The organism is Synechococcus sp. CCAP 1479/10 (assembly GCF_019038515.1).
GTDB lineage: Bacteria > Cyanobacteriota > Cyanobacteriia > PCC-6307 > Cyanobiaceae > Cyanobium.
This window is the reverse complement of sequence record NZ_JAFKRJ010000007.1, coordinates 54,405-66,368: the sequence shown is the minus strand read 5'-3', so window position 1 is coordinate 66,368 and position 11,964 is coordinate 54,405. Positions and strand designations below refer to the sequence as shown.

Sequence of the window (11,964 nt, the reverse complement as noted above, 5' to 3'; positions counted from 1 at the left end):
GGCCAGCTCTGACAAGCTGGGCCCACCTCGTCTGGCCCCATGGCGCCCTTCGGCCTCTCCGCTCTCCACAACCTGCGGCGCGGCAGGAGTCCCTGGCAGCCCCCCGAGGCCAGCTGGTCGCGGCCCTTCGGCCAGGGCTGGAGCCAGCCCTACACGGTGCGTTACGCCAGCAACCTCGACGACGGCCCCAACCACGGCATGCCCCTGGGAGGCTTCGGCGCCGGCTGCCTGGGGCGGGGCATCGACGGCGCCTTCAACCTCTGGCACCTCGACGGAGGCGAGCACTGGTTCGGCGTGCTGCCCGACTGCCAGTTCGCCCTCTTCGAGCAGGACGGCGACGGGCGGCGGGCCCATGCCCTGGCCACCACCCCCGTCTCTGACGCTTCCCGCCCCGACGCCGGCCCGCCGCTGGCCGCCTGGAACTGGTACCCCGCCGCCACGCCGGAGCAGCCGAGCGGCACCGTGGCGGTGCGCTACCCGATCAGCTCCCACCACTACGCCGCGGTGTTCAGCGCCGACGTGCGTTGCGAGGCCTTCAGCCCGATCCTTCCCGGCGACTATCAGCGCACCAGCTACCCGGTCGCCGTCTTCGCCTGGACGTTCAGCAACCCAACGAATCAGCCGCTGGATCTGTCCCTGCTGCTGAGCTGGCGCAACACCGTCGGCTGGTTCACCAACACCGACCCGGCGGCGGAGGTCCACTTCCGGGATGACGGCAGCCCGGAGCACAACTACGTGCCGGCGATCGGCCGCGGCAAGGGGCAGCGCAACCGCTGGGTCGACGCGGCCGGCCTCAAGGGGCTGCTGCTGGAGGGGGAGCGCTCCCAGCCCCTGGCCGAAGGGGAAGGGCAATGGTGTCTGGCGGTGCCCGACGAGGCGGCCCTGAACCACCCGGGGCTGGAGGTGTTCCGCTGCAGCCGCTGGGATCCCAGCGGCGACGGGGCGGAACTCTGGGAACCCTTCAGCCGCGACGGCTCGATCCCCGACAGCGACAACGACCGCCGCAGCACCGGCGACGATCCCCTCAGCGCCGCCCTGGCGGTGCGCTTCCGGCTGGAGCCCGGGGCCTCGCTCGAGATCCCGGTGGTGATCAGCTGGGACCTGCCGGTGACGGCCTTCGCCACCGGCACCCGGGCCCTGCGCCGCTTCACCGACTTCTTCTCCGCCGAAGGCGACAACGCCGCCGCCATCGCCGGCGAAGCCCTGGCCGAATGGCGCGACTGGCAGGCCGCGATCGAGGCCTGGCAGGCGCCGGTGGTGGAGCGCCACGACCTGGCGGAGCCGCTGCGCATGGCCCTGCTCAACGAGCTCTACGACCTGGCCAGCGGCGGCAGCCTCTGGACGGCCGCCAGCCCCGGCGATCCGGTGGGACGCTTCGGGGTGCTCGAGTGCCTCGACTACGCCTGGTACGAAAGCCTCGACGTGCGGCTGTACGGCTCCTTCGCCCTGCTGCAGCTCTGGCCCGAACTCGACAAGGCCGTGCTGCGCAGCTTCGCCCGCGCCATCCCCGCCGCCGATGCCACGCCGCGGCCGATCGGCTGGTACTTCACCCAGGGGCGGGGCCGGGTGGAGGCGGCCCGCAAGGTGGCCGGCGCCACCCCCCACGACCTCGGGGCCCCGAACGAGCGCCCCTTCGACGCCACCAACTACACCGCCTACCAGGACTGCAACCTCTGGAAGGACCTGGCCAGCGACTTCGTGCTGCAGGTCTGGCGCACCTACCGGCTGGCCCCCAGCGGCCGGGACATCACCTTCCTGGCGGACTGCTGGCCGGCGGCGGTGACCGCCCTTGACTACCTCAAGCAGTTCGACGTCAACGACGACGGCCTGCCCGACAACGGCGGTGCCCCGGACCAGACCTTCGACGACTGGCCCCTGCAGGGGGTGAGCGCCTACTGCGGTGCCCTCTGGATCGCCGCCCTGGAGGCGGCCCTGGCCATCGGCCAGCAACTGCAGCTGGAGCTCGGTCTGGACACCGCCGAGGAGCAGCGGCGCTTCGGCGGCTGGCTGGAGCAGTCCCGCCGCCATTTCGATGCCCTGCTCTGGAACGGCGAGTACTACGCCATCGATGCCGGCAGCGGCACCCCGGTGGTGATGGCCGACCAGCTCTGCGGCGACTTCTACTCCCGCCTGCTGGGGCTGCCGCCGGTGGTGGCCGACGAGCGGGCCCGCTCGGCCCTGAACGCGATCCGCGAGGCCTGCTTCGAGTCCTTCGAGGGGGGCCGCCTCGGGGTGGCCAACGGCCTGCGCCGCGACGGCACCCCCCTCGATCCGAAGGGCACCCATCCGCTGGAGGTCTGGACCGGCATCAACTTCGGCCTGGCCGCCTACTACCGGCTGATGGACCAGAGCGGCACCGCCTTCGCCATCACCGGCGCCGTCGTGCGTCAGGTGTACGAGGGGGGCCTGCAGTTCCGCACCCCGGAGGCGATCACCGCCGCCGGCACCTTCCGGGCCTGCCACTACCTGCGGGCCATGGCGATCTGGGCCCTCTGGGCCACCCACACCGGCTGGCAGCCGATCCCCGGCGCCGAGCGCCAGCCATGAGCCAGCGGACCTTCGGGCGGATCGAGGTTCTGCTGCTGGCCCCCCTGCTGGCCCCCCTGCTGGCCCTGATCCTGGCCATCGCCCCGTCGGCGGCCCTGGCCCAGGTCCATGCCCACCCGGACGCCGAGGGCACGCCGGTGGTGCGCAGCCTGGAGAGCCTGCGCGACCTCGACGACCAGAGCTGGCAGGTGGTCGCCTACCGGGAAGGGCCGCCGGGTGGACCGCTGCGGCTGCGGATCGTGGGCTACCCCGGCAAGGTGCGCCTCGACCATCCCACCGCCCTGGAGGTGCGCAGCGGCCGGCTGCGCTGGGACCTGGAGGACGTCACCCTGGCCAGTGCCGCCCTGGCCCGGGACAACCGCGCCGCCGCGGCCGAGTTCGACCTGGCTCCGCTGCTGGCCGATCTGGAGCGCAACCGGCCCCTGCGGCTGCGGCTGCCGCGGGTGTTCAGTGAACTGGCGGTGCCCCCCTACGTGGTGGCCGAATGGCGCAGCCTGCCGGACGCCCCCGCCCCATGAGCCCCGGTTCCCCCTGGCATCCATGGATGGCCCGGGCCCTGCAGCTGGCCGCCCTCGCCGAGGGCCGCACCAGCCCCAATCCCCTGGTGGGCGCCGTGGTGCTCGACCCAGGCGGGCAGCTGGTGGGGGAGGGATTCCATGCGCGCGCTGGTGAGGCCCATGCGGAGGTGGGGGCCCTGGCCCAGGCGGGGGAGCGGGCCCGGGGCGGCACCCTGGTCGTGACCCTGGAACCCTGCTGCCACCACGGCCGCACCCCCCCCTGCAGCGAGGCGGTGCTCGCCGCCGGCATCGGCCGGGTGGTGCTGGCCATGGCCGACCCCAACCCCCGGGTGGCCGGCGGCGGCATCGCCCGGCTGCGGGCGGCGGGCCTGGAGGTGATCGAAGGGGTGATGGAAGCCGAGGCGCGCCGGCTCAACCGGCCCTTTCTGCACCGGATCGCCACCGCCCGGCCCCTGGGGATCCTCAAGTGGGCCATGAGCCTGGATGGCCGCACGGCGCTGCCCAACGGCGTCAGCCAGTGGATCAGCGGTCCGGGGGCCCGGGACTGGGTGCACCGCCTGCGGGCCCGCTGCGATGCGGTGATCGTGGGTGGCGGCACGGTGCGGGCCGACGACCCCCTGCTCACCAGCCGGGGGCGGCGCACGCCCGAACCGCTGCGGGTGGTGCTCAGCCGCGGCCTGGATCTGCCGGCGGCGGCTCAACTCTGGGATCCGGCCCCGGCGGCGACGCTGCTGGTCCACGGACCGGAGGCGCCCCAGGATCGCCGCGACCGGTTCGATCGGCTGGGGGTGGAACGCCTGGCCCTGGAGGCCTGCGAACCGGCGGCGCTGGCGATCGCCCTGGCCCGGCGGGGCTGCAACCGGGTGCTGTGGGAGTGCGGGCCCGCGCTGGCGGCGGCGGCCCTGCGCCAGGACTGCGTGCAGCAGCTGGCCGCGGTGATCGCACCGAAGCTGCTCGGCGGCCACGCCGCCCGCACCGCCCTCGGGGACCTGGGCCTGGAGAACCTGGAGGACGGCTGGTCCCTGGCGGACGCGGCCATCGGCTGGCTGGGCCGGGACCTCCTCTGGCAGGGTGCTGTGGACGGGCCAACCTGAGGGGCAAAGTCAGCACCTCAGCTGCTGAGCCCCCACGAGATGTCGCCGACGCCATGCCCGCCATCCGCCCGCTGCGCTGGTCAGACCTGAAGCGTCGGGCGAAACGACATGTGGTGGGGTGGAGAGCGGCGCAGCAGACCTGGGGCCTGCTGCGCCGGCTTCGGCTGCAACGGAGGAAACTGCGCCTGAGCCTTCCCTCCGGAGCCGCGACCTTCACGCTGGCCCAATGGTACGGAAGAACCGGGAACAACATCCAGCAGCTGATCGTGGTGATCGCCCATGCCGAAGCCTTCCGGGGATCGGTGCAGGTGGACGAGGACTTCATCCAGTCCGGCCCGCTGCGCAACATCGTGAAGGCGTTCAGCCTTGACTTTCGTAGCGACACCTCTGCGGCAGCCCGGACGCATCTGTCTGGCCTCTTCTTTCACTACATGGAGTACGGTTTCTCCCGCTCAGGCCATCAACGCATGGCCTTTGCGAAGGGCGATAAGCCTCGTCGTGACTGCCTTCTCGGCCGTCAGTACATCCACCGGCAGGCGCACCGCATCGCCCGCACCCATCTGCTCCCGCACATCCGCAGACCTCCACCGGGAACGTTTTCAGGCGCCCAACTGGAGAGCACGCTGGTGATTCATCTGCGTGGTGGAGATGTGGCGAACCTGGAGAATCGGTACTACATCACCAACCCTCTCCACTTCTATCGAGAGCTCAGCGAACGGCACCGCAGGGCCATCATCGTGACGGAACCAGGCACCACCCACCCGCTGCTGGATGCCGTGCTCTCGTTGTTCCCCATCCATGACCTTGTCTGCGGATCCGTCGAAGAGGATTTCCAGCTTCTGCGCCACGCCATTCATCTGGCCACCTCCGGAGTCGGCACCTTCGCCCTGGCCGCCGCCCTGCTCTCTGAGCGCATCCGCCAGTTCCACTGCACGGATGTCTTCCTGGCCGAACATCTGAACCCAACCATGCTGGACACCGACCGGGTGAACGTGGAGATGCTGCGGCTGCCTGGCTATGTCGATGCATGGCAGCGCTCCTCCAACCGCCTCGACCTGCTGCTCCACTGGCGACCCCCGACGGGGGCAGGGGCGAGGTCCGTACTCAGCGCAGCTCCGGATGCCGCGGATCCCCCTTGAACGGGCCCTCCACGGCGCTGGTGATCCAGCCGCCGTAGAAGCCGCCGGGCTGGGGGACCACCCGCTCCCCATCCACCCAGCAGCCGTCCATCAGCGCCGGGTAGCAGGCCAGCCAGCCGGCCAGGGCCTCGAAGGCCGGGGTGGGTGAGGGGTAACTCCACAGCGCCCTTCGCAGGCGGCGCTGCCCGCCCGCGCCGTCCGGTGCCACCAGGTCGAAGTAGCGGGCCACGCCCTTCCATTCGCAGAAGCTGGAGCCGACCGCGGACTCCAGCAGGGTCAGATCCACATCCTCCGGAGAGAGATAGAAGACGGGGGGATGGAAGGTTTCGAGCACCCGCAGGCTGCGATGGGTGTCGCACAGCACCCGCCCCAGGGCCTCCACCCGCACGTGCTGGCTGCAGGTCAGCAGTGCCGGGGGCCGGGGATAGCTGGCGACGGGCTCGGCCATGGGGATCAGCCGGGAATGAAGTGGCGCAGGCGCCGGGCCTCGGCCCCCGCCCGGGCCTGCAGCTCCTCGTCGCTGAGGCCGGCCTCGGCCCGTTGCTGGGCGGCGATCACATCGGCCTCATCGACGGCGAAACCGGCGCCGCGGGCCAGGGCCAGGAACGCCGCCAGATCGGGGGGGTCGGCCGGGTCGTGGAGGCGGCGATCGAGGGCGGCATCGGTCCTGGCGTGGGCCAGAAACGCATCCAGCTGGTCGAGGCTCATGGGACCGGCATCAGGGCCTTCCCTCTCTAGCGACCCGGCGGGTCGCCGGCGGCGGCGGAGGCCAGCAGATCGAGCTGAACGGTGGCCGGCTGCCCCATCTCCAGCTTCACCGCCTCCCACGGCGCCGGGTCCCAGGGGGCCATCAGGGGTTCCAGGGCCCGCAGGGCCGGGCCATCGACGGTCTCCAGCCAGGCCTCCTCCAGCCCGTCGGGGATCACCACCGGCATGCGGTCGTGCACCCGGGCCAGCAGGTCGTTGGGGGCGGTGGTGAGCACGACGCAGGTCTCGAGCTCCCCTCCGTCCGCCCCCAGCCAGCGGTCCCAGAGCCCGCCGAGCCAGAAGGGGCGCCGATCCCGGCGACGGAACAGCCAGGGCCGCTTCACGGCACGGCCGTCCACCGTCCTCGTCTGCCATTCGTAGAAGCCATCGGCGGGGATCAGGGCCCGGCGGTGGCGCCAGGCGCCGCGGAAGAAGGGTTTCTCCCCCACCGTCTCGCTGCGGGCGTTGATGGGTCGGCGGCGACCCGCCGGGTCAGGGCACCAGTCCGGCACCAGCCCCCACAGGGCCAGGGCCACCTCCAGGCGGCCGTGCTCCTGGCGCTGCAGCAGCACGGGCTCCCCCGGCCGCACCTGGGTCCGGGGGGCGTAATGGTCCTCCAGCCCCGGGGGCAGCGGGCCCTTCAGCCGGGGCAGCAGCTGGTCGAGGCGGGTGGCCAGGGAGTAGCGGCCGCACATGGGGGGTGGGAAGCCGAGGGCGGGGCGTTCGGTTCTCCCGACCGGGGGTGGGAACGGCGGGTGACGACCAGACCTAGCTTGGGCCCATTCGACGTTGCGCGCAGCATGGCCATCCGTCAGGACGACAATCGCCCCACCCGGCGTTTCGGCATCGTCAACCTGCTCCTGATCGGCTTCGGTGTGCTGCTGCTGTTCAGCAACTTCCTGCCCAACCCCGCCACCCAGGTGCCCCGGGTGCCCTACTCCCTGTTCATCGACCAGGTGAACGACGACAACGTCAAGCGGGCCTACATCACCCAGGACCAGATCCGCTACGAGCTCACCAAGCCCCCCGAGGAAGGCGCCCCCACGGTGCTCTCCACCACCCCGATCTTCGACATGGAGCTGCCCCAGCGACTGGAGCAGCACGGGGTCGAGTTCGCCGCGGCGCCGCCGAAGCGGCCCAGCTTCATCACCACGGCCCTGAGCTGGGTGGTGCCGCCGCTGATCTTCATCCTGGTGCTGCAGTTCTTCGCCCGCCGCAGCGGCATGGGCGGTGGCGCCCAGGGGGCCCTGAGCTTCACCAAATCGAAGGCCAAGGTCTACGTGCCCGATGAGGAGTCGCGCGTCACCTTCGCCGATGTGGCCGGCGTCGACGAAGCCAAGACCGAGCTCACCGAGATTGTCGACTTCCTCAAGACGCCCCAGCGCTACATGGACATCGGCGCCCGCATCCCCAAGGGCGTGCTGCTGGTCGGCCCCCCCGGCACCGGCAAGACCCTGCTCTCCAAGGCCGTGGCCGGTGAAGCCAGCGTGCCCTTCTTCATCATCTCCGGCTCCGAATTCGTGGAGCTGTTCGTGGGCGCCGGCGCCGCCCGCGTGCGCGACCTGTTCGAGGAAGCCAAGAAGAAAGCCCCCTGCATCATCTTCATTGACGAACTCGATGCCATCGGCAAAAGCCGCTCGGGCTCCATGGGCGTGGTGGGAGGCAACGACGAGCGGGAGCAGACCCTCAACCAGCTGCTCACCGAGATGGACGGCTTCACCGCCCAGGACAAGCCGGTGATCGTGCTGGCGGCCACAAACCAGCCGGAAACGCTCGATGCCGCCCTGCTGCGGCCAGGCCGCTTCGACCGCCAGGTGCTGGTAGACCGTCCCGACCTCTCCGGCCGCAAGATGATCCTCGACATCTACGGCAAGAAGGTGAAGCTGGCCGAAGGCGTCGACCTCGACAAGATCGCCCAGGCCACCAGCGGCTTCGCCGGCGCCGACCTGGCCAACCTGGTGAACGAGGCGGCCCTGCTGGCGGCCCGGGCCTACCGCACCACCGTGGAGCAGGCCGACCTCAACGAAGCCATCGAACGGGTGGTGGCGGGCCTCGAGAAGAAGAGCCGGGTGCTGCAACCCGACGAGAAGAAGGTGGTGGCGTACCACGAGGTGGGCCACGCGATCGTGGGCCACCTGATGCCCGGCGGCAGCAAGGTGGCGAAGATCTCGATCGTGCCCCGCGGCATGGCGGCCCTCGGCTACACCCTGCAGCTGCCCACCGAGGAGCGGTTCCTGAACTCCAAGGAGGATCTCGAAGGCCAGATCGCCACGCTGCTGGGCGGGCGGTCCGCCGAGGAGGTGGTCTTCGGTGAGGTCACCACCGGCGCCGCCAACGACCTGCAGCGGGCCACCGACATCGCCGAGCAGATGATCGGCACCTACGGCATGAGCGAAACCCTCGGCCCCCTCGCCTACGACAAACAGGGTGGCAGCCGCTTCCTGGGGGGTAACTCGAACCCCCGCCGGGCCGTGAGCGACGCCACCGCCCTGGAGATCGACAAGGAGGTGCGCGGTCTGGTGGATCGGGCCCATGACCGGGCCCTGGCGATCCTGCACCACAACCGCGAGCTGCTGGAGACCATCTCCCACAAGATCCTCGAAAAGGAGGTGATTGAGGGCGACGAACTCAAGCAGCTGCTGGCCTCCAGCCAGCTGCCCGATGCGGCGGTGCTGGAGGGGGCCGCCGCCTAAGGGGCTCTGCTGTCCGGCGGGCCGGATACCGTGACGGACCGTAGATTCCCCTTGGAGTCCTGCGGCAGGGCCGGGTGAAGGACCACGCCGATCCTTGGCCCCCCAGCAAACCCCACCGGACGCGACCCCTTTTTGCGGCGGCCCTGACGGGGCTGCTGATCCTGTTCTGCCTGGCGATGGCGGGCCAGGGTCTGAAAACGGCCTACTCCTACTGGTCGGATGAGCTCTGGTCGGTGGCCGCCAGTCGGGCCGACTGGGGTGGGCTGCTCCATGACTGGCTGCTCCCCGACCTCCATCCCCCCCTCTACCAGGCCCTGCTGAAGCTCTGGATCGGAGTCTTCGGCACCGGGGAGCCCACCACCCGCAGCCTCAGCTTTCTGATCGCCGCCCTGGGCCTGGTGGCGGCGGCCCTGGGCAGTTCAGGGCGCGGTGCAGGCCGGCGCCTGTTCACGGTGGCCTTCCTGGGCACCAGCCCCGCCTTTCTCTTCTATGCCCAGGAGACGCGCAGTTACGCGCTCTCGATGCTGCTCTCCACGCTGATGCTGGGCGCGGCCCTGCTGCTGCGTCAGCGGAAGGGGCGCCATGGGGCCGCCCTGCGCTGGGGGTTCGCGATCTCCGCGCTGCTCCTGTCCCTGACGCACTACTTCTCCCTGATCTTCGTGGTGGTGGTGCTGGCGGTGGTCACGGCCGAGGGATCGGTCTTCCGATCGCGGAGCCATGCGATCCCCCTGCTGCTGCTCCTGATGCTGTGGCCACTCAGCCACGGATTGTTGAGCTCCCCCGCGGAGAATCTCACCCGCGTCAACTGGATTGAGGTCACGCCGATCAGCGGCACGATCACCCAGTTCCTTGCGGGAACGCTGCCGCTGCTCGATCCCCGACAGGGTCCGCGAGGCCTGCTGATCCTGATCGGCCTCGTCGGCGGCATCGGAGCCGCCACCCTTCCCCTGCTCAAGCCCGGAGCCGCCAGCCGCAAGGCAGCCGCCTTGGGGGAAGCCCGCTTCCTCCTGACGGTGATCCTCGCCTTCGTGGGACTGATGCTGGCGATCGATCCGTTCCGGCCGATGTCGCAGAGCCGGTATTACATCGTGGTGCTGCCGGCCCTGGCCTACCTCGTGGGAATCGGCTGGGAGCTCAGCATCAGCCTGGGCCGGATTCGCCGCGTCGCCCTGGCCAGCCTGCTCTGCGCTGTGCTGCTGCTGCAGCTGCGAATCGGCACCCAGCACCTGGCCGTCAAGCGAGCGCCCCTGGAGAACTACAAGCTCCTGGCCAGCTTCGTGGCCGAAAGCGACCTCTGTGGCCCGGGCAAGGGATGCTGGTCCACCGGCTGGTTCCCGGAGGCGCTCACGCACACCTATTTCAGCTCCCGCCAGCTGATGCCGTTCGATCCCGGTAGCCCGCTGGCCCAGACGCGGCTGGATCGTCCGCTGCTCGGATTTCGCAGGGCTTACCCGAAGCTGAAGGGCCCCATGGCCAACAACCCCGAGATGGCCTGCTGGGAGGCACCAGGCGCCTGGAAAGCCACCGTGTTCATCCTGCTGCCCCGCAGCAGCCCGGCGCAGCCGGCGCGCCACGGCCTGCGCCCCTGCCCTTGATGTGGGAGGTGTGAATCAGCCCTAAAGTCCCGCCACTGGTATCCGTTCAGCCGTGTGATGCAGGTGGGGAGAGAGCCGTCGGCGACCCCACCCCCCTCCCGACCGTTCCAGCGCCCTCCCCGGCGACTTCTGACCGCCGTCCTGATCCTGGGTTGCCTCTGGGCAGCCGGACAGGGGCTGACCACGGCCTATTCCTACTGGTCCGATGAGATCTGGTCGGTGGCTGCCAGCAGCGCCGACTGGGCTGTGCTGTTCCGGGACTGGCTGCTCCCCGATACCCATCCCCCCCTCTACCAGGTCCTGCTGAAGCTCTGGATCGGGGTCTTCGGCGGCGGGGAGAGCGCCACCCGCAGCCTCAGCTTTCTGATCGCGGCCCTCGGCCTGGTGACGGCGGCCCTGGGCAGTTCCGGACGCGGCAGCGGTCGCCGTCTGGCCACGGTGGCTTTCCTGGGCACCAGCCCCTCCTTCCTCTTCTATGCCCAGGAGGCGCGCAGTTACGCCCTCTCACTGGCGCTGTCGACGCTGATGCTGGGCACGGCCCTGCTGCTGCGCCAGCGGCCGGGACGCCACGAGGCCGCCCTGCGCTGGGGCTTCGCTCTGGCCTGCGTGCTGCTGACCCTGACGCACTACTTCTCGCTGCTGTTCGTGCTGGTGGTGCTGGCGGTGAGCGCCGCTGATGGACGGGTGCTGCGGCGACGGCGGGACGCGCTCGGCCTGGGGCTGCTGCTGCTGCTCCCGCCCCTCGGCCATGGGCTGACCAGTTCGATCAGCGCCAAGTTCGACCGGATCGACTGGATCGAGGTGACGCCGATCATCGGCACCCTGGAGCAGTTCAGCCGCGGCCTGCTTCCCGTGCTGGACCTGGACCAGAGAGACCTGGCCGTCCTGGGCCTGGTCGGCCTGGCCGTGGGGATCGGCTGCGCCTTCGGCTCCTGGCGGAACCTGCGCCGCTTCCTCGTGGGGCTGACCCACCAGCTGCCCCAGGCCCTGGGGGAGGCCCGCTACCTGCTGCTGGTGATCGGCCTGTTCCTGGCGCTGATGCTGGTGATCGATCCGATCAAGCCCATGAGCCAGGCCCGCTACACCATCGTGGTGCTGCCGGCCGTGGCCTACCTGGTGGGGACGGGCTGGGAGCTCAGTGCCGGTCTGGGCCGCTTCCGCCGCACCGCGCTGGCCGTTCTGCTGGCGACCGTGCTGCTGCTGCAGCTGCGGACCGGCCAGCGGATGCTGGCGGAGAAACAGACACCACTGGAGAACTATCAGACCATGGCGGCCTTCGTGAACAGCACCGGCCTCTGCGCCGGTGGTTGCTGGAGCACGGGCTGGCGCACCGATGCCCTGATGGGCACCTACTTCCGGCCCGGCCAGCTGCGGGATCTGACGGAACGGGACCCAGCGGACCCCGGGCCCCTGCGGCAGCCGCTGCTGGCGTTCCACGGCAGCCGGGAATGGATGGAGGAACTGGGCGCCGCCAACCCGCAGCTGGCCTGCTGGGAAGCGCCGGGAGCCTGGCAGGCAACCTCGTTCATCCTGCTGCCCCGCACCAGCCCGGCGCAGCCCGCGCGCCACGGCCTGCGCCCCTGTCCCCCTTGACGTGGGGGGGGTCGATCTCGCATAAGGGTTCTTTGGGA

At 70.7% G+C, this 11,964-nt stretch carries 10 protein-coding genes; 7 read left to right on the top strand and 3 right to left on the bottom strand.

Features of this window, described 5'->3' with window-relative positions; translation table 11 throughout:
- Window positions 1-39: 39 nt before the first annotated feature.
- The 4 genes from KUG39_RS03420 to KUG39_RS03405 are packed head-to-tail and all read left to right on the top strand — an operon-like array spanning window position 40 to window position 5,298.
- On the top strand, window positions 40-2,547 hold the full coding sequence (locus KUG39_RS03420; protein ID WP_216912960.1) for a GH116 family glycosyl hydrolase: 2,508 nt from the start codon (window positions 40-42) through the stop codon (window positions 2,545-2,547).
- Window positions 2,544-3,065, top strand: a complete 522-nt coding sequence (locus tag KUG39_RS03415) for a DUF3122 domain-containing protein (RefSeq protein WP_216912958.1) — start codon at window positions 2,544-2,546, stop codon at window positions 3,063-3,065. The genes KUG39_RS03420 and KUG39_RS03415 overlap by 4 nt, the downstream gene beginning before the upstream one ends.
- Window positions 3,062-4,159, top strand: a complete 1,098-nt coding sequence (gene ribD, locus KUG39_RS03410; RefSeq protein WP_286192912.1) for a bifunctional diaminohydroxyphosphoribosylaminopyrimidine deaminase/5-amino-6-(5-phosphoribosylamino)uracil reductase RibD — start codon at window positions 3,062-3,064, stop codon at window positions 4,157-4,159. The genes KUG39_RS03415 and ribD overlap by 4 nt, the downstream gene beginning before the upstream one ends.
- A gap of 53 nt (window positions 4,160-4,212) precedes the next feature.
- Window positions 4,213-5,298: a hypothetical protein gene (locus tag KUG39_RS03405; RefSeq protein WP_216912954.1), complete on the top strand. Its 1,086-nt coding sequence runs from the start codon at window positions 4,213-4,215 to the stop codon at window positions 5,296-5,298.
- On the opposite strand, the gene KUG39_RS03400 is transcribed toward KUG39_RS03405, so the two are convergent.
- Genes KUG39_RS03400 through KUG39_RS03390 form a run of 3 tightly spaced genes read right to left on the bottom strand, consistent with a single transcriptional unit; the run spans window position 5,264 to window position 6,740 of the window.
- A complete protein-coding gene (locus tag KUG39_RS03400; RefSeq protein ID WP_216912952.1) occupies window positions 5,264-5,746 on the bottom strand; it encodes a DUF427 domain-containing protein in 483 nt (160 codons plus the stop codon). The genes KUG39_RS03405 and KUG39_RS03400 overlap by 35 nt on opposite strands.
- A gap of 5 nt (window positions 5,747-5,751) precedes the next feature.
- Window positions 5,752-6,006, bottom strand: coding sequence for a Nif11-like leader peptide family RiPP precursor (locus KUG39_RS03395; RefSeq protein WP_094585441.1), 255 nt, complete (start codon window positions 6,004-6,006; stop codon window positions 5,752-5,754).
- A 26-nt stretch (window positions 6,007-6,032) separates the two neighbouring features.
- Window positions 6,033-6,740, bottom strand: a complete 708-nt coding sequence (locus KUG39_RS03390; protein WP_216912950.1) for an SOS response-associated peptidase — start codon at window positions 6,738-6,740, stop codon at window positions 6,033-6,035.
- Window positions 6,741-6,845: 105 nt separating this feature from the next.
- On the opposite strand from KUG39_RS03390, the gene ftsH reads away from it, so the two are divergent.
- The 3 genes from ftsH (at window position 6,846) to KUG39_RS03375 (ending at window position 11,926) form a co-directional block, all read left to right on the top strand.
- Window positions 6,846-8,738: an ATP-dependent zinc metalloprotease FtsH gene (gene ftsH, locus KUG39_RS03385; RefSeq protein ID WP_216912948.1), complete on the top strand. Its 1,893-nt coding sequence runs from the start codon at window positions 6,846-6,848 to the stop codon at window positions 8,736-8,738.
- A gap of 74 nt (window positions 8,739-8,812) precedes the next feature.
- Complete coding sequence (locus tag KUG39_RS03380) at window positions 8,813-10,333, top strand: glycosyltransferase family protein (RefSeq protein WP_216912946.1); 1,521 nt, start codon at window positions 8,813-8,815, stop codon at window positions 10,331-10,333.
- 219 nt (window positions 10,334-10,552) lie between these two features.
- A complete protein-coding gene (locus KUG39_RS03375; RefSeq protein WP_216912944.1) occupies window positions 10,553-11,926 on the top strand; it encodes a glycosyltransferase family protein in 1,374 nt (457 codons plus the stop codon).
- Window positions 11,927-11,964 lie beyond the last annotated feature (38 nt).

What these genes read in the sequence shown, in the direction of transcription:
- KUG39_RS03400 (WP_216912952.1), bottom strand. Translation starts at nt 5,746, where the DNA reads ATGGCCGAGCCCGTCGCCAGCTATCCCCGGCCCCCGGCACTGCTGACC.
- KUG39_RS03390 (WP_216912950.1), bottom strand. Translation starts at nt 6,740, where the DNA reads ATGTGCGGCCGCTACTCCCTGGCCACCCGCCTCGACCAGCTGCTGCCC.
- KUG39_RS03395 (WP_094585441.1), bottom strand. Translation starts at nt 6,006, where the DNA reads ATGAGCCTCGACCAGCTGGATGCGTTTCTGGCCCACGCCAGGACCGAT.
- ftsH (WP_216912948.1), top strand. Translation starts at nt 6,846, where the DNA reads ATGGCCATCCGTCAGGACGACAATCGCCCCACCCGGCGTTTCGGCATC.
- KUG39_RS03405 (WP_216912954.1), top strand. Translation starts at nt 4,213, where the DNA reads ATGCCCGCCATCCGCCCGCTGCGCTGGTCAGACCTGAAGCGTCGGGCG.
- KUG39_RS03420 (WP_216912960.1), top strand. Translation starts at nt 40, where the DNA reads ATGGCGCCCTTCGGCCTCTCCGCTCTCCACAACCTGCGGCGCGGCAGG.
- ribD (WP_286192912.1), top strand. Translation starts at nt 3,062, where the DNA reads ATGAGCCCCGGTTCCCCCTGGCATCCATGGATGGCCCGGGCCCTGCAG.
- KUG39_RS03415 (WP_216912958.1), top strand. Translation starts at nt 2,544, where the DNA reads ATGAGCCAGCGGACCTTCGGGCGGATCGAGGTTCTGCTGCTGGCCCCC.